The organism is Streptomyces sp. NPDC060031 (assembly GCF_042736805.1).
Classification (GTDB): Bacteria; Actinomycetota; Actinomycetes; order Streptomycetales; family Streptomycetaceae; genus Streptomyces.
On the sequence record NZ_JBHWVM010000004.1, the window covers coordinates 1 to 20628 of the forward strand.

21 protein-coding genes and 1 pseudogene are annotated in these 20628 nt (G+C 71.5%); 4 read left to right on the forward strand and 18 right to left on the reverse strand.

Features of this window, described 5'->3' with window-relative positions:
- From ACFWB8_RS02440 to ACFWB8_RS02455, 4 genes and pseudogenes are all read right to left on the reverse strand, one after another.
- Positions 1-566, reverse strand: a pseudogene (locus tag ACFWB8_RS02440) (hypothetical protein); the annotation flags it as partial.
- A gap of 99 nt (positions 567-665) precedes the next feature.
- Positions 666-1058: a PPOX class F420-dependent oxidoreductase gene (locus ACFWB8_RS02445; RefSeq protein WP_385221310.1), complete on the reverse strand. Its 393-nt coding sequence runs from the start codon at positions 1056-1058 to the stop codon at positions 666-668.
- A 97-nt stretch (positions 1059-1155) separates the two neighbouring features.
- The gene (locus ACFWB8_RS02450; protein ID WP_385221313.1) at positions 1156-1335 is read right to left on the reverse strand and encodes a hypothetical protein; all 180 of its coding nucleotides are present in this window, start codon (positions 1333-1335) and stop codon (positions 1156-1158) included.
- 113 nt (positions 1336-1448) lie between these two features.
- Positions 1449-1700, reverse strand: coding sequence for a helix-turn-helix domain-containing protein (locus ACFWB8_RS02455; RefSeq protein WP_385221316.1), 252 nt, complete (start codon positions 1698-1700; stop codon positions 1449-1451).
- 65 nt (positions 1701-1765) lie between these two features.
- On the opposite strand from ACFWB8_RS02455, the gene map reads away from it, so the two are divergent.
- A complete protein-coding gene (gene map, locus ACFWB8_RS02460; RefSeq protein WP_385221319.1) occupies positions 1766-2533 on the forward strand; it encodes a type I methionyl aminopeptidase in 768 nt (255 codons plus the stop codon).
- Positions 2534-2545: 12 nt separating this feature from the next.
- Here map and ggt read toward each other — a convergent pair whose 3' ends face one another.
- Positions 2546-4345 (reverse strand): gamma-glutamyltransferase, encoded by a 1800-nt coding sequence (ggt, locus tag ACFWB8_RS02465; RefSeq protein WP_385221322.1) that lies wholly within the window; start codon positions 4343-4345, stop codon positions 2546-2548.
- A 101-nt stretch (positions 4346-4446) separates the two neighbouring features.
- Between ggt and ACFWB8_RS02470 the strand changes: the two genes are divergently transcribed.
- Entirely contained in the window at positions 4447-5172 is a 726-nt protein-coding gene (locus ACFWB8_RS02470) for a hypothetical protein (RefSeq protein WP_385221325.1), read from the forward strand.
- Here ACFWB8_RS02470 and ACFWB8_RS02475 read toward each other — a convergent pair.
- The 6 genes from ACFWB8_RS02475 to ACFWB8_RS02500 form a co-directional block, all read right to left on the reverse strand.
- Positions 5132-6421, reverse strand: coding sequence for a cytochrome P450 (locus tag ACFWB8_RS02475; protein ID WP_385221329.1), 1290 nt, complete (start codon positions 6419-6421; stop codon positions 5132-5134). The two genes, ACFWB8_RS02470 and ACFWB8_RS02475, sit on opposite strands and share 41 nt — an antisense overlap.
- Positions 6422-6464: 43 nt before the next feature.
- Positions 6465-6974, reverse strand: a complete 510-nt coding sequence (locus ACFWB8_RS02480) for a GerMN domain-containing protein (RefSeq protein WP_385221332.1) — start codon at positions 6972-6974, stop codon at positions 6465-6467.
- Positions 6971-8425 (reverse strand): ATP-binding protein, encoded by a 1455-nt coding sequence (locus ACFWB8_RS02485; RefSeq protein ID WP_385221641.1) that lies wholly within the window; start codon positions 8423-8425, stop codon positions 6971-6973. Before ACFWB8_RS02485 ends, ACFWB8_RS02480 begins: the two co-directional genes overlap by 4 nt.
- 20 nt (positions 8426-8445) lie before the next feature.
- Complete coding sequence (locus ACFWB8_RS02490; protein WP_385221335.1) at positions 8446-9129, reverse strand: response regulator; 684 nt, start codon at positions 9127-9129, stop codon at positions 8446-8448.
- Positions 9130-9151: 22 nt separating this feature from the next.
- On the reverse strand, positions 9152-10792 hold the full coding sequence (gene murJ, locus ACFWB8_RS02495) for a murein biosynthesis integral membrane protein MurJ (RefSeq protein WP_385221337.1): 1641 nt from the start codon (positions 10790-10792) through the stop codon (positions 9152-9154).
- A 92-nt stretch (positions 10793-10884) separates the two neighbouring features.
- Entirely contained in the window at positions 10885-12048 is a 1164-nt protein-coding gene (locus ACFWB8_RS02500) for a lipid II:glycine glycyltransferase FemX (RefSeq protein ID WP_385221340.1), read from the reverse strand.
- 214 nt (positions 12049-12262) lie between these two features.
- On the opposite strand from ACFWB8_RS02500, the gene ACFWB8_RS02505 reads away from it, so the two are divergent.
- Both ACFWB8_RS02505 and ACFWB8_RS02510 read left to right on the forward strand, forming a co-directional pair.
- A complete protein-coding gene (locus ACFWB8_RS02505; RefSeq protein WP_385221343.1) occupies positions 12263-13498 on the forward strand; it encodes an Ig-like domain-containing protein in 1236 nt (411 codons plus the stop codon).
- Positions 13499-13651: 153 nt separating this feature from the next.
- Positions 13652-15241: a CocE/NonD family hydrolase gene (locus ACFWB8_RS02510; protein WP_385221345.1), complete on the forward strand. Its 1590-nt coding sequence runs from the start codon at positions 13652-13654 to the stop codon at positions 15239-15241.
- 45 nt (positions 15242-15286) lie between these two features.
- On the opposite strand, the gene ACFWB8_RS02515 is transcribed toward ACFWB8_RS02510, so the two are convergent.
- The 7 genes from ACFWB8_RS02515 to ACFWB8_RS02545 form a co-directional block, all read right to left on the reverse strand.
- On the reverse strand, positions 15287-16171 hold the full coding sequence (locus ACFWB8_RS02515; RefSeq protein WP_385221348.1) for an amino acid ABC transporter permease: 885 nt from the start codon (positions 16169-16171) through the stop codon (positions 15287-15289).
- The gene (locus tag ACFWB8_RS02520; RefSeq protein ID WP_385221351.1) at positions 16168-16812 is read right to left on the reverse strand and encodes an amino acid ABC transporter permease; all 645 of its coding nucleotides are present in this window, start codon (positions 16810-16812) and stop codon (positions 16168-16170) included. The genes ACFWB8_RS02515 and ACFWB8_RS02520 overlap by 4 nt, the downstream gene beginning before the upstream one ends.
- Before the next feature lie 17 nt (positions 16813-16829).
- Positions 16830-17750, reverse strand: coding sequence for a glutamate ABC transporter substrate-binding protein (locus ACFWB8_RS02525; protein ID WP_385221353.1), 921 nt, complete (start codon positions 17748-17750; stop codon positions 16830-16832).
- Positions 17751-17763: 13 nt separating this feature from the next.
- Positions 17764-18507: an amino acid ABC transporter ATP-binding protein gene (locus ACFWB8_RS02530; RefSeq protein ID WP_385221356.1), complete on the reverse strand. Its 744-nt coding sequence runs from the start codon at positions 18505-18507 to the stop codon at positions 17764-17766.
- A 123-nt stretch (positions 18508-18630) separates the two neighbouring features.
- A complete protein-coding gene (locus ACFWB8_RS02535) occupies positions 18631-19071 on the reverse strand; it encodes a DUF6278 family protein (RefSeq protein ID WP_385221359.1) in 441 nt (146 codons plus the stop codon).
- 75 nt (positions 19072-19146) lie between these two features.
- Complete coding sequence (locus ACFWB8_RS02540; RefSeq protein WP_385221362.1) at positions 19147-19935, reverse strand: exodeoxyribonuclease III; 789 nt, start codon at positions 19933-19935, stop codon at positions 19147-19149.
- Positions 19936-19965: 30 nt separating this feature from the next.
- Positions 19966-20598 carry an MBL fold metallo-hydrolase gene (locus ACFWB8_RS02545; RefSeq protein WP_385221365.1) on the reverse strand — a complete coding sequence of 211 codons (633 nt, stop codon included), beginning with the start codon at positions 20596-20598 and terminating at the stop codon, positions 19966-19968.
- Positions 20599-20628 lie beyond the last annotated feature (30 nt).

Here is a 20628-nt window from a genome sequence, read left to right on the forward strand (position 1 = left end):
TTCGGGCTCGGGGCCGCCGCCGGGGCCGCCGCCGGGTCCGTCGGGCTCGGGGCCGCCGCCCCTGGCCGCCCGGGCCGTTGGCGCGGGACGCCCGGCAGGGGGCCGGCGGTGGGGGGCGCCGCCTGGGCCGTGGCCAGGCGGGCCGAGAGGTCCTGGTGGCGGGCGGCCGCGCGCAGGGCGTCGTCCCGGGTCCAGGACAGCTCCCGGGCCACCGCGTCGGCCTGCTCCGGGTCGGCCGTCTCCGCGAGCTCCGCCGACAGGACGCGTAAGGCCGTCTCCGAGGCGGCCCGCTGCGCGGCGGCCGCGTCGAGCAGGGTCCGCAGCTCTTCGACCCCGCCCGGCAGCCGGTCCCACACCACGACGGCGGCGGCGCGCAGCCGGGCCGCGTGCCGCGCCTCCCGCTGCGCGAACTCCGCGCCCCGCACGGCCGCCAGATCCCCGAGCAGCGACTCCAGCACGTCCCACGGCGGCATCGCGGCCCCGTCCAGGCAGGCCCGCATCCCCTCCGGGTCCCGGCGCAGGAATTCCCCGTACCAGCCCGTCCCGGGATCCAGTCTCTGCGTCAATCCCTGCATATAGCCAGCGAGTTGACCGATCACCAGCGAGGTCGCCGTCTCCATGCCCGCATTCGATCCCATCCGTGTTACGGGCGGGCTACGGGAATCTCAAAGCTTGACGGCGAGCACGACGCCGATCGCGGTGTGCGGTCGCTTCCCCAGCCGGACCACCGTGGCCGGGACGTCCACCAACCAGAACTGCCAGGTGTACTTGCGCAGCAAGAGCCGCCGCACCCGGCGCAGCCCCGCCTCGTCCAGCAGCCGGGCCTCCCCCGCCTCCACCGGCGCCCCCTCCACCAGCCGCCCCCGCGCATCGCAGGGGGCGACGGTGACCCGCCCGTTGTTGCGGATCCGCTTGACCTTCCACGAATCGCTGCGCGTCCACAGGTACAGCTCACCGCCCTCCGCCGCGGCCCACACCGGTGTGGCCACCGGTGTGCCGTCCTTGCGGAAGGTGGTGAGACTGACGTACCGCGCCTTGCCGAGCTCCTCAAGCGTCATGCCGCCGAGCCTAGGCGGTGGCCTCACGTCGGCGGGTGCGCGGTGTGTGGTCGAGGGAGGCGTACCGGCTCTTCAGGAGCGCTCGGCGGGCCGGGCCCTACGGCTCCTTGCCCGCCGCGGGCATCCGCTCACGGGGGTGACGGAAGACCACGTCGGCCGGGGTCTTGGCACGGGCCCGCCCTTCGGGGGCGGCGCAGGACGCGAGCAGCAGGCCGCCCGCGAGGAGTGCGCCGAGGATCCCGAGACAGAGTCGCTTCGATGCGTTCTTGTCTGACACGCCTTCACGCTTGCCCCGCGCCCCGCCGCTCCCACCGCTCATTGGGCCGTTCGGCCTGCGGGCCCGCCCGAACGGCAGGCCTGGGCCCGCCCTGGCGGCCCTCGGCAGGCCCCTCAGGCCGGCACGAAGGCGCAGCGGCGCATGACGTCGTCCAGCGAGAGTCCGAGGGCTCCGGCGAGGGCGGCGACGGTGAAGAAGGCCGGGGTCGGGGCCCGACCGGTCTCGATCTTGCGCAGGGTCTCGGCGGAGAGCCCGGCGCTGGCCGCGACCTCGACCATGCTGCGGCCGCCGCGGGCCTCGCGGAGCAGGGCGCCGAGCCGCTCGCCGCGCTCGCGCTCTTGGGGGGTCAGGGGGGTGCGGACCATGCCGCCATCCTACCTCGGGACCCCAATAACTATCCCGGTAAAGTTATACCGGTATAGTTATTGGCATGGTGGAACTGAAGACGGAACAGTCGATCGACGAGATGCGCGCCGCCGGCCGGGTGGTCGCCCACGCGCTGGCCGCCGTACGGGAGCAGGCGCGGGTCGGGGTCAGCCTGCTGGAACTGGACGGGGCGGCCCGCGCGGTGCTGCGCGAGGCCGGGGCGTCCTCCCCCTTCCTCGGCTACCGGCCGCGGTTCGCGCCGGTGCCCTTCCCCGCGGTGATCTGCGCCTCGGTCAACGACGCGATCGTGCACGGCATCCCCGACGGCTACCGGCTGCGCGACGGCGACCTGGTCAGCGTCGACTTCGGGGCGAAGCTCGGGGGCTGGGTCGGCGACGCCGCCGTCAGCTTCACCGTCGGCCGGGCCCGCCCGGCCGATCTGCGGCTGATCGAGACCGCCGAGGCCGCCCTCGCGGCCGGTATCGCCGCGGCCGTGCCCGGCAACCGCATCGGCGACATCGCCCACGCCATCGGCAGCGTCTGCCGCGCCTCCGGCTACGGCATCCCGGACGGCTTCGGCGGCCACGGCGTCGGCCGCACCATGCACGAGGACCCGGGCGTCCCCAACGAGGGCCCGCCGGGGCGCGGCATGAAGCTGCGCCCCGGCATGGTCCTGGCGATCGAGCCGATGCTGATCGCGGGCGGCACGGACGACTACACCTGCGACGCCGACGGCTGGACCCTGCGCACCACGGACGGCACCCGCGCCGCCCACGCCGAGCACACGGTGGCCATCACCCCCACGGGCCCGCGCATCCTCACCGCCCCCTGAAGAGCGGGCCGGTCACGGTTTGCCGTGGGGGTGGACCACCATCGCCGAGCCGCCGCCGCGACGGGTGGGTTCGGCGGCGGCGAGCCAGCGCCCGTCCGGGAGGCGTTGCACGCCGGTGGCCGCGCCGATCTCCGGGTTCGGGCGGAAGCCCTGGCCCAGGGCCTCCAGTTCGGTGCGCAGCGGGCTGTTCCACAGGCCCGGCTCCAGCTCCGTCGTGGTCTGGTTGCGCTGGCTGGCCCGCGGCGCGGCGATGGCGTCGGCCAGCGGCAGGCCCCGGTCCAGGTGCCCCAGCAGGGTCTGGAGCACGGTGGTGATGATGGTCGCGCCGCCCGGGGAGCCCACCGCCAGGACCGGACGCCCGTCCTCCAGCACGATGGTCGGGGACATGGACGAGCGCGGCCTCTTGCCGGGGCCGGGCAGGTTCGGGTCCGGGACGCCGGGCGCGGCCGGGGCGAAGGAGAAGTCGGTCAGTTCGTTGTTGAGCAGGAAGCCGCGCCCCGGGACGGTGATCGCGCTGCCGCCGGTGGACTCGATGGTCAGGGTGTACGAGACCACGTTGCCCCAGCGGTCGGCCACCGTCAGGTGCGTGGTGTTCTCCCCTTCGTACGTGGTCGGGGCCACCTGCCCCGTGTTCGCGCAGGGCGCCGGGTCGCGCGGGTTCCCGGGCGCCAGCGGGCTGGTCAGGGCGCGGGCCGGGTCGATGAGGCAGCCGCGCGTGTCGGCGTACCGCTGCGAGAGCAGTTCCCGGGTCGGGACGGATTCGGCGGCCGGGTCGCCGACCCAGCGTCCGCGGTCGGCGAAGGAGATCCGCGAGGCCTCGATGAAGCGGTGCAGGTACTGCGTCTCGGACAGCTTCGAGAGGTCGGTGCGCTCCAGGATGTTCAGCGCCTCCCCGACGGTGGTGCCCCCCGAGGAGGACGGCGCCATGCTGTACACGTCCAGGCCCCGGTAGCCCACCCGGGTCGGTGCCTGCCGCTTGGTCTCGTACGCGCGCAGGTCCGCGGCGGTCAGGTCGCCGGGCCGCACGATGCGGGTGGCGGCGGGGTTCACCGGGGGCTTGCGGACGGCGCCGACGATCTCACCGGCGATCGGTCCGCGGTAGATCGCGGCGGGGCCCTTGCGTCCGAGCTCGGCGTAAGTGGCGGCCAGGTCGGGGTTCTTGAAGGTCGAGCCGACGACCGGCAGGGCGCCGCCCGGCAGGAACAGCTCCGCCGTGGCCGGGAAGTCCTTGAACCGGTCCTCGTTGAGCTGCGTCTGGGCCCGGAAGGTGGTGTCGACGGTGAAGCCGTCACGGGCCAGTTTCTCGGCGGGCTTGAGGAGCGCGCCCAGCGGGCGGGTGCCCCAGGAGTCGAGGGCGCTCTGCCAGGTGGCCGGGGTGCCGGGAACGCCGACGGAGCGGCCGCTGGTCTGCCCCTCGGCGAACGGGATGGGGACGCCGTTCTCCTGGAAGAGGGTGGCGGTGGCCGTCGCGGGGGCGGTCTCCCGGCCGTCGATGGTCTGCACCCGGCGGGACTTGGCGTCGTAGTAGACGAAGTAGCCGCCTCCGCCGATCCCGGCGGAGTAGGGCTCGGTGACCCCGAGCGCGGCGGCCGTCGCGACGGCGGCGTCCACCGCGTTGCCGCCCGAGCGCAGGACGGCGACGCCGGCCGCGCTGGCGTCGGCGTCGACACTGGCGACGGCTCCGCCGTAGCCGACGGCGACCGGCGCCTTGGCCGGGGCGGTCGCGGCCGGGGGCGGGGCTGCGGCTCCGGTGGAGACGAGCGCCCCGGCGAGGGCGACGAGCGCTAACTGACGTGCGGCGGGACCACGCATCCGGTTCCTCCAGTCGACGGCCGGTCAGGCCTGGGAAGCGCAGCGTAACTTCACCGCACCCCCCGCGTCAGGAAAGCCGCCCGACGGCTACCATCCGCCGCATGGACGACGACGTGCGCAACATCGTGCTCGGGGTGGTGGCGACGGCCATCAGCGGTGGATTCGGGTGGTTCGCGCGGACCTACCTCTGGCGCCGCGCGCTGCGCCGCAAACAGGCCTTCTTCGGGCTTCCGAACGGCTCTGACTGCCTGTTCGTGGTCAACCGGCAGATGGGCGGAACCGATTCGTCGCTGCACCGCAACGACGCCTTCGCGCTGCTGGAGATATCTTCACTGATCAAGGACTGCGGGGCGAACGTACAGATCGTCACGCACGACGCGGCCCGCCAGGGCTTCGGCGAGCGCGCCGAGTTCTGCGTCGGCGGGCCCGTCTCCAACGCCCGTACGACGGCGCACCTGATGTCCATGCTCCCGGGGGTGCGGGTGGACCTCTCGACCGAGTCCGGCCCGGACCGCGGGTCGATCAACGTCGGCGGGGAGACGTACCGCTGGCAGAAGGGCACGGTCGAGTACGTGCTGCTGGCCCGGCTGACGGCGGGCCCGCGGACCCGCCCGGTGTTCCTGCTGTCGGGCCAGACCGCCAACAGCAACCAGGCCGCGGCGCGTTACCTGGCCCGCCATCACGTGCGCCTCGCCCGCACGTACGCGAACGACTCCTTCTGCGTCGTGCTCAAGGTGATCAACTCCGATGCCTACGGCCCGGACGTGACGGAACTGGTCGCGGACGTCACGCGGGCGGCCCGGACACCCGTACCGGCAGACGCGTGATCCCGTTGATGAAGTTCGAGACCAACCGGCGCGGATCCCCCGTCAGTTCGGGCGCCGGCATGGTGGTGCGCCACTCCTCGTAGAGGGTGCGCAGCTGGAGCCGGGCGAAGTGGGCGCCGAGGCAGACGTGCGGGCCGTCGCCGAAGGAGACGTGCGGGTTGGGCGCGCGGCCCAGGTCCAGGTGTCCGGGGTCGGAGAAGACGCGCTCGTCGTGGTTGGCGGAGGCGTGGAAGACCACCACCTTGTCCCCGGCCCGGATCCGCTGCCCGGCCAGCTCGGTGTCGGCGGCAGCCGTGCGGCGGAAGCTGAGCACCGGCGGGTGGACGCGCAGGAGTTCCTCCACGGCCCGCTCCACCGGGACCCGGCCGCCGGCGAGCTGACGGTACGCGTCCGGGGCGCGGGCCAGCGCGAGCAGGCCCCCGGGCGCGGCGCTGCGTACGGTGTCGTTGCCGGCGACGGTGAGCAGGAAGAAGAACATCTCCAGCTCGGCCGGCTCCAGCGGGGCCAGCGCCAGGGCGGTCATCACGTCCTCGCCGGGACGGGCGCGCTTGTGCGCGGCCAGCTCCCGGGCGTACCCGAACATCTCGCCCAGCAGCGCCGGTGAACGCGGGTTCAAGGGCTTGCCGTCGGGGCCGGCCGGCGGCGCCGGCGCGTCCTCGGGGTCCTGATAGCCGATGACCCGCACGGTCCAGTCCAGCAGCAGCCCCCGGTCGGCGGCCGGGATGCCCAGCAGGTCGGTGAGGTTCAGCAGCGCGTACTCGTCGGTGACGGCGCGCACCAGGTCGCAGGTCCCGTCCCCGGCCCCGTCGCGGGCGGCGCGCAGCAGCGTACGGGCCCGCTCGCGGATTCGGCCCGCGAAGGCGTCCACGCGCGCCGGGGTGAAGGCGCGGGAGACGAGCCGGCGCAGCCGCCCGTGGTCCGCGCCGGCCCCGCCGGGGTCCTGGTTGAGCATGGTGCGCCGCAGGAACGGCAGGTCGGCGGGGTCGGGGTCGCGGATCTGGGTGGCGCCGAGCCAGGAGGAGTACGTCTGGTGGTCGCGCAGGACCCGTACGACGTCGGCGTGGCGGGTGACGGCCCAGAAACCGGGGCCGGCGGGCCAGCCCAGGACCTCCGGCTCCGCCTGCCAGGCCACAGGGCGGGTGTCGCGCAGCAGACGGTAGCGCGCGTGGGGGACACCCTCGGCGTAGAGCCGGGGGTCGAAGACGTCGGGGGCATCGGAGACGTCAGGGACGTCCGCGGCGTGGTCCATGGGGCCACCGTGACGGTGCCGGGCCCCGGCGGCAAGAGCACCTTCAGCCCTTGAGGTCGCACTGGGCGGGGCCGAGGCTGGTGTCGGTGCCCGTCACGGTGACGGGGCTGACGGTGCCCGGGACGATGGCGAAGGCCAGGGTGCACACCACTTGGCGGCGGGCCAGCTCGGACAGGCGGCCCACGGCGAAGGGCAGCCTGACCGTCACCCCGTCGGTCGGCGAGTACTCGATCACCAGCGCATCCGGGTTCAGGTCGCCCGGCGAGGGCAGCGCGGTGGTGATTCCCGACTCGCGTGCCGTGCTGCTGGGGCCGACCAGCAGCGCCTTCACGAGCTGGGAGGAGTCCACCCCCGCCAGTAGCGGGTACGGGACCAGCCGGTCGCCGTCCGCGGAGACGAAGTAGAGGACGGGACCGCTGGCGGCGCCCGGTACCTGCACCTGCGCGGCATCGCCGCTGTCGATCACCCCGGTGGACTTGATCCCGCACCCGGCCAGCAGCACGCCGGCCAGAGCGGCTGCCGCGGCGGTGGTCACCGTCTTCGCCCGGGTCATGCGCGGGCCTCCAAGGGCATGTCGACGGTGAAGACCGCTCCCCCGGCGGCGCCCTGGGCGGGGCCGCCCGCGGCGCGCAGGGTGCCGCCGTGCAGGCGTACGTTCTCCAGGGTGATGGCGAGCCCGAGGCCGCTGCCCGCGGAGCGGGTGCGGGCCGCGTCGGCCTTGAAGAAGCGGTCGAAGATGTGCGGCAGCGCCTCGGGGGCGATACCGGGCCCGCTGTCGGCGACCTCGACGATCAGCCGCTCGCCGGCCGGGTGCGGTCCGGTCCGTACGGTGATCCGCACCGGGGCGCTGCCGTGCCGCAGGGCGTTGCCGACGAGGTTGGCGAGGACCACGTCGAAGCGGCGCGGGTCGAGCCGGGCGCGGACCCCGTGCGGCAGGTCGGTGACGACGCGGTCGTCGTCCCAGTGCCGGCGTTCCAGGGTCTTGCCCACGGCCTCGGCGATGTCCACCTCGTCGAGGTTCAGTTCGGCGGCGCGGGCGTCGAAGCGGGAGATCTCCATGAGGTCCTCGACGAGTACGGCGAGCTTGCCCGTCTCGGCGCTGATCAGGCGCAGGGCCTTGGCGGTGTCGGGGTCGAGGTCGAGGCACTCGGCGTCCTCGTCGAGCACCTCGGTGACGGCGAGCATTCCGGCGAGCGGGGTGCGCAGTTCGTGGGAGACGTCTGAGGCGAAGCGGCGGGCCCGGGCCTCCGCCTCCCGGAGCTCGCTGACCGACTGTTCGAGGGCGCGGGCCGTCTCGTTGAAGGTGCGGGCGAGTCCGGCGAGTTCGTCGGAGCCCTTGACCTCGATGCGGGTGTCGAGGCGGCCGCGGCCCAGCCGCTGGGCGGCCCGGCGCATGTCCCGTACCGGGCGCAGCACGCTGCGCGCGGCCAGCAGGGCCGGGATGACGGCGATCGCCAGGCCGGGCACGGCGCCCTGTTGGGCGGCGTCGACCATGGCCTGGACGGTCCGGTTCTCCTCGATCAGGGGCATGCTGGCGAAGAAGAGGGCCCCGGTGGGCTCGCTCACCCCCGCGTGGGTGAAGACGGCCGCGACGCCGACGGTGAGGTACGGGGTGCCGACGCGGTCCTCTACGCGCTGGAAGGCGCCGTGCTGGTTCTTGCGCACCTTCTCGCGGAGGTCGTCGGTGATCACGGTGGAGGTGGGCTGGGAGAAGTTGGAGGAGACCCGCAGGGTGCCGTACTCGGCGAAGACGTTCCACGGGTGCGGTTTGCCGCGCTTGGCGAGGTCGACGACGATGCGCTTCAGCTCCTGCTGGTCCAGGGGCAGGTGGATGGCCTGCTGTTCGACCTGGTCGCGCAGGGTGCTGACGGCGGTGTCCTGGCTCTGCTTGAGGATCGCGGTGCGTGCCTGCTGGTAGGTGAGGGCGGCCGTGGTCACCGCGCTGATCGCGGCGACCAGCAGGAAGGCCGCGATCAGCCGGGTCCGCAGCCCCAGGGGTGTCATGCGTCTCACCGCCCGGCCCCTTACAGCGGACCGAAGCGGTAGCCGAAGCCGCGCACGGTCTGGATGTAGCGCGGGGCGGCGTCGGGGTCCTCGACCTTGTGGCGCAGCCGGCGGACACAGGCGTCCACGAGCCGGGCGTCGGCGTGGTAACTGTGCTCCCACACGTACTCCAGGAGCTGCTGGCGGGAGAAGACCTGCTCGGGCGAGGCCGACAGGTGCAGCAGGAGCTTGATCTCGCTGGGGGCGAGGGCGATGCGCTCGCCGTTCTTGGCGACGGTGAGCCCGGCGCGGTCGATGACGAGTTCGCCGTGCGACTCGACCTCGGGGCGGCTGCCCGAGGTGTCGGTGAGGCGGCGCAGCACGGCCTTGATCCGGGCCTCGATGACCTCGGTGCGGGCGGGCTTGACGATGTAGTCGTCGGCGCCGGCCTCCAGGCCGACGACTATGTCGAAGTCGTCGCCGCGCGCGGTCAGCATGATGATCGGGACCTGGCTGGTCTCGCGTATCCGGCGGCAGACCTGGACCCCGTTCATGCCCGGCAGCATCAGGTCGAGCAGGACCAGCTCGGGGTGGAAGGCGCCCATCAGGGCCAGTCCCGCCTCGCCGGTCTCGGCGGCGCTCACCTCGTGGCCGCGGCGGCGCAGGCCCAGACCCACCCCTTCCCGGATGGAAGGGTCGTCCTCGATCAGCAGTACGCGTGGCATCCGCTCAGTATCCCAAGGTGCTTCATGGCTTTCCTCCCGCTTGACGCCGGTCTTCGGCGGGCCCCCGGCCCGCCTTCCGCCGCAGGGAATCCAGCAGATCGGTAATCTCCGTCAGGCGCAGCGGCCCGGCGAGAAGGACGACGCCGGCGGCGATCACGATGGTTCCCGCCCCGACGGCGGCGAAGTCCCCCCATCCGTCGGCGGCGCGCGCCGCAGCGTACCCGACGGCCGCCGCAGGCACGCAGGCGATCAGCAGCCGGACGTGGGTGCGCAGGGCGGTGGCCCGGCGTTCGATACGGGTCCCCGGGCGCGGGCCGAGCCGCCGGGCGAGGGTGTACGCGGTCACGGCGGCGCCCGCGAACAGCGCGACGGAGTACGCCCCGGCCATGCCGGTGACCGCCCAGCGCGGGGGCAGCAGGACGTACGCGGCGGCCGAGAGCGCGGCGTTGAGGCCGGCGATGACCAGGTTCAGGAAGAAGGGGGTGCGGGTGTCGGACAGCGCGTAGAAGCCGCGGGAGAGCACGTACTGCGCGGAGAAGGCGATCAGGCCGGGCGCGAAGGCGGTCAGCATGCCCGCCATGACCTCGATGTCGGCGGCGCCGGTGCGCCCGTACTCGAAGACGCTGCCCATCACCCAGGGGGCGAGGGCGGCGAAGAGCGCGGCGGCGGGGACGACGAGGGCCGCGCTGGAGCGCAGCGCGTACGAGATGTCCCTGCGCAGCGCGCCGGGCTCCCCGTCCGCGGCGGCCGCGCTCATCCTCGGCATCAGGGCGGTGACCAGGGAGACGGTGATGATGCCCTGCGGGACGATCCACAGCTGGTAGGCGTTGCTGTATGCCGTGTAGCCGGCGCCGCCCGCGACGCCCGCCAGGTCGGCGTGCCGTCCGGTGGCGGTGGAGAGCCGGGTGACGACCCAGTAGGCGAACTGGTTGGTGAGCACGAGCATCACCAGCCACCCCGCGTTGCGCAGCGGGCGGCCGAGGCCGCTGCCGCGCCAGTCGAAGCGGGGGCGCCAGCGGAAGCGGGCGGCGCGCAGCGAGGGGATCAGGGCGAGGGCCTGGATGACGATGCCGGCGGTGGTGCCGAGGCCGAGGAGGCGGGCCTCGCCGGCCGTCAGGCCGTCCGCCGCATCGTGGGAGAGGTAGAGGAAGAGCCCGAAGACACCAATGATCACGAAGTTGTTGAGGACCGGGGTCCACATCATCGCGCCGAACCGGCCGCGGGCGTTCAGCACCTGCCCGAGCAGGGTGAACAGGCCGTAGAAGAGGATCTGCGGGAGGCAGTAGCGGGCCAGCGCGACGGTCGTGCTCGCCTGGGTCCCGGTGTAGGGCGTGTACGCGGCGACGATCAGCGGCGCGGCCAGCACGGCGACGGCGGTCAGCACGACGAGCGCCGCGGTGCAGGCGGTCAGCAGCCGGTCGGTGTAGGCGGCCCCGCCGTCCCTGTGTTCCCGGGCGGCCTTGACCAGCTCGGGCACGAAGACGGCGTTGAGCGCGCCGCCGATGAGCAGCATGTACAGGATGTTCGGGACGGTGTTGGCGACGGCGTAGCTGTCGCCGAGCAGTCCGGTGCCCAGCGCCGCGACGACGACGGCGGAGCGGACGAAGCCGGTGGCGCGGGAGACGATCGAGCCGGCCGCCATGAGCGCGCCACTGCGCAGCACCGAGGTCTTCTTCGGTGCTGCGCCTGGTGCTGCGCCCTGTGCGGCCGGCGGGCCCGGCGTACCTGCCTCGGCCGGTCTGGGGTCGGTCGTGGTCACCGGCGGGCCAGGTACGCCTGGAATGCCTTGTAGAGCGCCGTGTTGGTGTATCCGTCCATCGGGGTCTCCCACTCGCCGAGCGTTTCGACGACCTGTCCGCCGGTGCCGAGCTTCCAGCGCAGCAGCCCGAAGGAACGTTCGCCGGGGTCGAGGGTGGAGGGTACCCCGCGCATGTCGTATTCGTCGGCGCCGAGTGCGTGGGCGTCGCACATCATCCGCCACTGCAGGGCGTTGCTGGGCCGGACGTCGCGGCGGTGGTCGGCGGAGGCGCCGGTCTGGTACCAGACCCGGCTCCCGGCCACGATCATGGTGTGGGCGGCGAGGATCTCGCCCTGGTGCACGCCCAGGTAGAGCCGCATCCGGCCGGGCTCCTCGGCGTTGAGGGCCTCGTACTGCTTCTGGTAGTACAGCAGCGAGCGGCCGAGCCGGAAGCCGTCGCGCTCCTCGGTGATGCGCAGCAGCCGGTAGAACTCGGGCAGGTCGGCGGCGGTGGCGACGACCGTCTCGACGCCCGCCTTTGTGGCCTTGCGCACATTGCGCCGCCACTCCTGGTTCAGGCCGGACCACAGGTCCTCGAGGGTGCGGCCGGCCAGTGGTACGCGGAAGACGTGGCGGGGCTGGGCGTCGCCGTCGTCCTCACCGCCGCACCGCTTCCAGCCGCGGGTGCGCAGCCGGTCGGCGAGGGCGGCGCCCACGGGGTCGACCTCGGTGGCCAGTACGTCGGACAGCTGGCGGCCCGGTCCGGTGCCGGCCTTGACGGCGGCCGCGTCCCAGCGCCGGTAGGCGGGGGTGGGGCCGATGCGCACGGCGAAGGCCCCGGCGGACTTCAGGTGGCGCATGAGCGGGGTCAGCCACTGGTCGATGTGCGGGTCGGCCCAGTCGACCACGGGCCCTTCGGGGAGGTAGGCGAAGTATTTGCGGGTGCCCGGGAATTGGCGGTAGAGAACGAGCGCGCCCCCGGCCATTTCACCGTCCGGGGAGTGCCATCCGACTCTTTCGGAGCGCCAAAGGTCCTTTACGCGGGCCCATGACGGGTACTGGAGGAAACTCGCCCGCCCGTGCCGTGACAGGAAATCCTGGTATTCCGGGACGGACAGGGAACGCACCTTCAGCTCCTGGTCCTGGTGCTGGGGGGCGGGGGTCACGAGCAGTGCGCACACGCTGATCGACCTTCCTGTACGTCCGGCAGGGGGATGCACAGGACTCTCACAGCCGTCCATGACCGGTGTGCGCGGCGATTGTGACCGGACGATGACCGTTTCGCTGCGGTCCACGTCACAACCGAAAGGCCGATCTTTTCCCCGGATTTCGGAACCTAGAGTCGTACCGTCCGCATCTACATGTGCGAACGATCGTTACTTGGAGGGGTTTTCGTTGAGCCGCACACGCCGTACCGCCCTGCCGCGCCGTCGGAGCCGTCATGTCCTGGTGGCGGGCACCGCACTTCTGGCCGCCGCTCTGACCGCCTGCGGCGGCGGCGATTCGGGCACCGCGGCGGGCGACGCCAAGTCGGAGCTGAAGAAGAAGTCCGACATGGCGATATCCGTGAACCTCACGGGTGATCAGGTCAAGGCGGGCGAGCCGGTGAAGGTGTCGATCGCCGACGGCAAGCTGGCGCTGGTGAAGGTGACGGACGCCAAGGGCGGGGAGCTGGCGGGGCAGATATCCTCCGACGGCAAGACCTGGACCTCTCAGCGCAATGCCTCTCCGGGCACCGATTACAAGGTCGAGGCGCAGAACACCGACAGCCAGAGCGCGGCCGCCCAGTTCAAGACCGGCGCCGCCGACAAGGTGAACAAGGTCTCGATCAACCTGCCCAAGGGCAGCACGGTGGGCATCGGCATGCCGGTCTCGCTCGTCTTCGACAACCCGGTGAAGAACAAGGCCGAGGTCGAGAAGCAGCTGAAGGTCACCACCTCGAACAACACCGAGGGCTCCTGGGGCTGGTTCAAGGACTACTCCGGCAAGGACCGGGTGGACTGGCGGCCGAAGGAGTACTGGAAGCCGGGCACCGACGTGAAGGTCGACATGAACCTCAACGGTGTGGACTCGGGCCAGGGCGGCGGGCTGTTCGCCCGTGACTACAACACCGAGTTCAAGATCGGCAAGGACCGTCGGATGGAGGTCAGCCTCGACTCGAAGAAGATGTCGGTGACCGAGGACGGCCAGGTGGTCAAGACGATCCCCATTTCCGCGGGTACACCGGGCGGCCAGAAGGCCTCCTGGTCCGGGAAGATGGTGCTGATGTCGAAGGAGGGCACCATCCGGATGGACTCCCAGACGGTGGGCCTCGGCGACTCCTACGACAAGATGGTGGACTACTCGATGCGCCTGACCTGGTCGGGCATGTACGTGCACGCCGCGCCGTGGAACACCGGCAACTTCGGCCGTGCCAACAGCAGTTCCGGCTGCGTGGGCATGAGCGACGCCAACGCCGCGGACTTCTACGCGCAGGTACAGGTCGGCGACCCGTTCGAGGTGGTCGGCAGCGGCTCGAAGGGCAACGCGCCGATCGGCAACGGCTACGGCGAGTGGAACAAGTCCTGGGACGAGTGGAAGCAGTTGAGCGCGCTGACCGGCGGTGGCGGCTCCGGCGCCCAGAACGGCTGACCGCGCGACCGGCCGGGACCGACCGGCCCCGACCGGGACTGACTATCGTTCAAATCGTTACCAGTGCGTAACTTACCCATGGGTTACTTCCAGTAACCCCCTCCCGTTACCGTCGGGTCACTTTGACGACCCGGCCCACGCGAGGAGCGATTGATGGTAGTCCGCACCACCACCGCAGCAGCCGTGGCAGCCCTGCTCGCGGCAGCCGCCCTGGGCCTGGCCCCCCACCAGGCCCAGGCGGCGCCCACGGCAGTCACCACCGCTGCGGCGACCACACCGGCCGAGCTCCGCTTCCACGACATCCCCGGCTCCGGCGGCATCACCCTCAAGGGCAACGTCTTCACCCCGGCCGGCGCCGAGCCCGGCCGCAGGTACCCGCTGATCGTGCTCCCCACCAGCTGGGGCTTGCCGCAGATCGAATACATCGTCCAGGCCAAGAAGCTCGCCGACTCCGGCTACGTCGTGGTCAGTTACACCTCCCGCGGGTTCTGGCTCTCCGGCGGCGAGATCGAGACCGCCGGACCCAAGGACATCGCCGACGTCTCCGCCGTGATCGACTGGGCCCTCGCCACCACCCCCGCCGACGCGGACCGCATCGGCCTGGGCGGGGTCTCGTACGGCGCCGGGATCAGCCTGCTGGCCTCCGCGCACGACGCCCGCATCAAGGCAGTGGTCGCGCTCAGCGGCTGGGCCGACCTCATCGAGTCCATCTACTCCGGCCGCACCCAGCACCTCCAGGCCGCCGGGATGCTCGGCGCCGCCGGCTTCCTCACCGGCAGGCCCGGCCCGGAACTCCAGCAGATCCTCGGCGACTTCCTCGGCTCGAAGCTGGACCGGGAACAGCAGATGATCGACTGGGGCAAGAAGCGCTCGGCCGCCGGGCAGGTGGACCGGATCAACGCCAACGGCGCCGCGATCATGCTCGGCAACGCATGGGGCGACACCATCTTCCCTCCCAACCAGTACGCGAAGTTCTTCGAGGAGCTGACCGGCCCCAAGCGCCTGGAGCTGCGCCCCGGCGACCACGCCACCGCCGAGGGCACCGGCCTGCTCGGCCTGCCCAACGACACCTGGACCAACGCCCACCGCTGGTTCGACCGCTACCTCAAGGGCGAGCGCAACGGCGTGGACGCCGAGGCCCCGGTGCAGATCAAGTCCCGCAGCAACGACGGGTACGAGGGCTACGCCGACTGGAAGGCGGTCGGCTCCGGCGGCGCCGAAAGACTCGCGCTCGCCGACAGCGAGCACCTCTTCGCCAATGTCGACTCCGGCGCCGACGGCGGGATCATCTTCCTGTCCAGCGTCCTCGACCAGTTCGCCCAGGCGCCCCCGGTCGCCTCCATCCCCCTCCTCCCCCGCGCCTTCGCCGCCGTCTGGCAGTCGCAGCGCTACGACGAGGAGCGCCGGGTGCGCGGCACGGTGAAGCTGCACACCACGCTCACGCCCACCAAGTCGGACGGCACCTTCGTCGCGTACCTCTACGACGTCGGCCCGCTCGGCATCGGCAAACTGATCACGAACGCCCCGTACACCTTCCACGACAAGGCGCCCGGCCAGTCCTTCGGAGTGGACCTGGAGCTCTTCTCCACCGCCTACGACGTGCCCGAGGGGCACCGGCTCGCCCTCGTCGTCGACACCGTCGACCCGCTCTACATCGAGCACAACCCGACCGGCGCGCAGCTGACCTTCTCCTCGCCGCGCACCGATCCCAGCTACGTCTCGGTGCCGCTGCGCGAGCAGTGATCCACGACTGCTGCCGGGCGGGTGACTCTTCGAACCGGAGACGGCCTAGAGGAGCGTGCCCGGCAGCGCCGTGCCGGGTTCGGCCGGGGCGACGTCGACCGCCTCGGTCTTGGGGTTGCGCCGCTGGCGCCGGGCCACCCAGGTGGCGAACCAGGAGAGCAGCATGCACATGCCGATGTAGAGGGGAGAGATGATCATGACGACGGGGATGAAGGGCAGGTCGTAGTCGAGGTTCGAGGCGATCAGCTTGCCCGCGTGCAGGAACTCCTCGTAGGTGATCAGGAAGCCCAGCGAGGTGTCCTTCAGCGCCACCACCAGCTGGCTGATGATGGTGGGCAGCATCGCCCGGACCCCCTGCGGGGCGAGGACGTAGGTCATCACCTGGGCCTTGCGCATGCCCAGGGCGTACGCGGCTTCGCGCTGGCCCTTCTCGACCGAGTTGATGCCCGTACGGAAGACCTCCGCCAGCACCGAGCCGTTGTACAGGGTCAGGCCGGCCACCAGCGCGGGCAGCGGCTGCACCTTCAGCGCGACGAAGATGAAGAAGATCATCACCAGTACCGGCATGGCCCGGAAGAACTCCACGCACAGCGTCGCCAGCCAGCGCACCGGCCGGTGGATCGACAGCCGGCCCGTGGCGAGCACCGCGCCGAGCAGGAGCGAGAGCACCGAGGCGTACGCGAAGGCCTTGAGGGTGTTCCGCAAGCCCCTCAGCAGCAGCTCCTGGATGCCCTCGTACGCGAAGGGGCCCCACTTGGCGGCGGTGAACTGGTCGGTGTCGAAGAGCAGGTAGAGGAGCCAGCCGACCAGTGCGAGGATCACCACGGTCGAGGCGATCCCGTACAGGAAGTGGCGCCGCCTGGCCCGGGGACCGGGCAGGTCGTAGAGGGCGGTGGACTCGATGTCCCCTTGGAGCGCGTGCGCGGTCATCGGGCGACTCCGTAGCGCTTCTCCAGCACGTTGAAGAGCGCGCTGATGGACAGGGTGATGATCAGGTACCCGACAGCGATCCAGATGAAGGTCCAGACGATGCTGTAGCCCAGCTCGTTGAGCGGCTTGTACGTGCCCAGCAGCTCGGTGACGCTGAAGGCGCCGGCGATCGCCGAGTTCTTGGCGAGGGCGATCAGGGTGGAGCCGACCGGCGGGATGACCGAGCGGAAGGCCTGCGGGAGCACGACGGTGCCCAGGGTCTGCCCGAAGGTCATGCCGAGGCTGCGGGCCGCCTCGCCCTGGCCCTTGGGAACGGTGTTGATGCCCGAGCGCAGCACCTCGCAGATGAAGGCGGAGGTGTAGCAGCCGAGCGCGAGCACGGCGAAGAGCTGGAAGGGCAGCACGATCCCGAAGCGCGGCAGGCCCAGCAGCACCGCGAAGAAGAGCAGGGTCAGCGGGGTGTTGCGGAGCACGGTCACCCACACGGTGCCGAAGACGCGGAAGGAGCCGACGGGCGCCACGCGGAAGGAAGCCATCAGGAAGCCCAGGACCAGGGCGACGAGCGAGGCGTAGACCGTCAGCTCGACGGTGCCGAGGAAGCCCTTTGCGTAGAGCGAGAAGTTCTCGGTGAGTACGTCCATGGCGGTGCGCTCTCCCCTCAGCCCGCCGGGTAGCGGTCGATGGCGGGCGGTTTCGGGGCCGGCTCGCCGGACAGGCCGAGCGTGGCCTCGTAGGCCTTCTTCCAGTTGCCGTCCTTCTCGTTTCGCGCGAGGGCGTCGTCGAGGGCGAAGCGGAGCGCGTTGTCGGAGCGCGGGACGCCGACGCCGTAGGGCTCCTCGGAGAACGGCTTGCCGACCACCTTGAGCTCTTCCGGGACCTTGGCCGCGTAGCCGAGGAGGATGGAGTCGTCGGTGGAGACGGCGTCCACCTGGTAGGTCAGCAGGTTGTCGATGCAGATCGAGTAGGTGTCGTACGCGACCAGGACGGCCCGGGGGAACTCCTTCTGGAGCCGCTGGTAGGGGGTGGAGCCCGCGGCCGAGCAGACCTTCTTGCCGGCGAGGTCCTCGGGGCCCTTGATGTCCTTCTCCCCCTTGCGCACGAGCAGGGACTGGCCGGCCATGAAGTAGGGGCCGGCGAAGCCGACCTGCTTCTTGCGGTTGGCGTTGATCGTGTAGGTGCCGACGTAGAAGTCGATCTGGCCGTTCTGCAGGGCGGTCTCGCGGTTGGCGGAGGCGATGGTCTTGAACTCGATCGTCTTGGGGTCGAAGCCGAGCGAGGCCGACAGCATCTTGGCGATCTCGATGTCGAAGCCGGAGTAGCGGCCGCTGGCGGGGTCCTTCTCCCCCATGTACGGCTGGTCCTCCTTGGCGCCGACCACGAGGTGGCCGCGGCGCCTGGCCTTCTCCCAGGTGCGCGATTGGGGCAGCTGGAAGCCCTCGTCGACCCGGTACGCCGGCAGGTCCTCGGGCTGCGGACCCTTGACCGGTGGGCTGCCGGACTTGCCGCAGCCGGTGACGGCGCCGAGGAGCGCGAGGACGAGGACACAGGCGGGCAGGAGCGAGCTGCGTGTGCGGGTCATCGGGCCGGCCCCCTCAGTGCTTGAGGATCTTGGAGAGGAAGTCCTTGGCCCGGTCGCTCTCGGGGGCGGTGAAGAAGGCCTCCGGGGCGCGGTCCTCGACGATCCTTCCGTCGGCCATGAACACGACGCGGTTGGCCGCGGAGCGGGCGAAGCCCATCTCGTGCGTGACCACGACCATGGTCATGCCCTCGGTGGCGAGCTGCTGCATGACCTCCAGCACCTCGTTGATCATCTCCGGGTCGAGCGCGGAGGTGGGCTCGTCGAAGAGCAGCGCCTTGGGGCTCATGGCGAGGGCTCGGGCGATGGCGACGCGCTGCTGCTGACCGCCGGAGAGCTGGGCGGGGTACTTGTCGGCCTGGCTGGCGAGGCCGACCCGGTCCAGGAGCTCGCGGGAACGCTTGTCGGCCTCGTCCTTCTTGCGCTTCCTGACCTTGGTCTGCGCCAGGGAGATGTTGGCGAGGACGGTCTTGTGGGCGAAGAGGTTGAAGGACTGGAAGACCATCCCGACCTCGGCGCGCAGTTCGGCCAGCTCCTTGCCCTCGTCGGGCAGCGGGCGTCCGTCGAGGAGGATGGTGCCCGATTCGATGGTCTCCAGCCGGTTGATGGCCCGGCACAGGGTCGATTTCCCGGAGCCGGAGGGGCCGATGACCACCACCACCTCCCCGCGGCCGACGGTGAGGTTGATGTCTTGGAGGACGTGCAACTCTCCGTAGTGCTTGTTGACGTCCCGCAGCTCGATCAACGGATCGACGGCCATGCGCTGCCCTGCCCACTTGTCGGTGTGTCGAGGTCAGCGCAAACTATCCAGCCAGGAAGGGCACTTCGCCTCGACACGCCCTAAAAGCCACATAAAGCCCACGGCGTGATGAGACCGGCCGGATCAGCCCTCCGAGGCCTCTGCGTACGCCTGGCTCAGCTCCGGCGATCCCGTCATGGCCCACGACACCCCCGACTCGACGACGTTCAGCTCCCGCCCCGAGGCCAGTCGGATGATCGGCTGACCGTTGGGCCACACCTGCCAGGCGGTTCCCGGGATGGTCCGGATGATCACGGTCCCGAGGTAGAAACCCGCGTCGTTGCCGAGCCACGGCACCACCTCGGGGTCCCGCCGCCAGCGCGGCATCAGCTGGTCGAGCGCCTCCAACGAGGCCGGGCTCCCGTCGAGTTCGAGCCCGGCCCGTCGCGCCTGGTCACGCAGCAGCTCACACTCGGCGAACAGCTCGTTGATGCCCGCGGGATCAACCGCGAGGGCGGCGGCGAGCCCCGCACCCCGTTCCGTTTCGTGTCGGTTCAGCCAGTTGTCCAGGAAAGGGATGTTCATACCGCCCAGACTGGCACCAGGATCCCCCGCTGGCCACAGGGCGCGCCTGCACCGCCGGTGATCGCCAGGACGGCACTAGCCGCGGTCGAGGTCGAGGTCCACGACGACCGGTGCGTGGTCGGACGCGCCCTTGCCCTTGCGCTCCTCGCGGTCGACGTACGCATCGGTGACCGCCTTGGCGAACGGCGCGTTGCCGTAGACCAGGTCGATGCGCATGCCCCGGTTCTTCGGGAAGGCGAGCTGGCGGTAGTCCCAGTACGTGTACGGGCGGTCGTACTTGAGCGGCCGCGGTACGACATCGGACAGCCCGGCGGCCCGCAGCGCCTCCAGGGCGGCCCGCTCGGCCGGGGTGACGTGGGTGGAGCCCGCGAAGACCGCCGGGTCGTAGACGTCCTCGTCGGTCGGGGCCACGTTGAAGTCGCCGAGCACGGCGAAGGGGCGCGGGCCGGACGCGTCCTCGGCGACGGCGGCGGCGAGGGAGCGGAACCAGTTCAGCTTGTAGCCGTAGTGGTCGTGCTCGACCTCGCGGCCGTTGGGCACGTACACCGACCACAGGCGCACCCCGCCGCAGGTGGCGGAGAGGGCACGGGGCTCCTGGACGCCCTCGTAGTCCGGGCCGTCGGGCAGCCCGAGCGTCACGTCGTCCAGGCCCACCCGGGAGATCAGGGCCACGCCGTTCCACCGGCCGGTCGCATTGACGGCCGCCGTGTAGCCCAGCTCGCGCAGCTCGGCGTGCGGGAACTGCTCCGCGGAGCACTTGGTCTCCTGGACGCACAGGACATCGGTGCCGGAGCTCTCCAGCCAGGCCAGCAGGCGCGGCAGCCGGGCGGTGATCGAGTTGACGTTGAAGGTGGCGATACGCATGCGTCCCAACCTACCGCCCGGCACCGACAGTCACAGGTCGGTGGCGTCCCCGGCGGTGAGCCGGCTGTGCTCGGCGCCGGAGAGGGCGCCCAGCGAGGCGTCGTAGATGGGCCGGGCGATGTCGGAGAGGTAGGCGTCGTGGATGTCGATGGCTCGGCGGGGCTTGACCTCGCGGACGTAGTCGATCACCTCGGAGACCTTGTTCCAGGGGGCGTGCACCGGGATCATCAGCGTGTCCACCGGGGCCGCCGGCACGGTCAGTGCGTCCCCGGGGTGGAAGAGCGAACCGTCCACCAGGTAGCCGACATTGGTGACCCGCGGGATGTCCGGGTGGACCACCGCGTGCAGTTCGCCGTGCACCTGCACCTCGAATCCGCCGGCGGTGAAGGCGTCGCCGTGGCCCACGGTGTGCACCCGGCCCGGATAGGCGGGGGCGAGCCGGTCGGCGACGCTGCGCAGCGTCCACAGCGCGGCGGCCGGGTTCGCGTCGAGGGCGGCCCGCAGCCGGCCCTCGTCGAAGTGGTCGGGGTGCTCGTGCGTGACCAGCAGGACGTCCGCCCCGAGACCCGCGTCGGATTCGCTGAACACGCCCGGGTCGATGACGAGCACGCGCCCGTCCTTCTCCAGCTGGACACAGGAGTGCAGCCGCTTCGTGAGCTTCATGATCCCAGGCTAGCCACTGAGCCCGCCGGG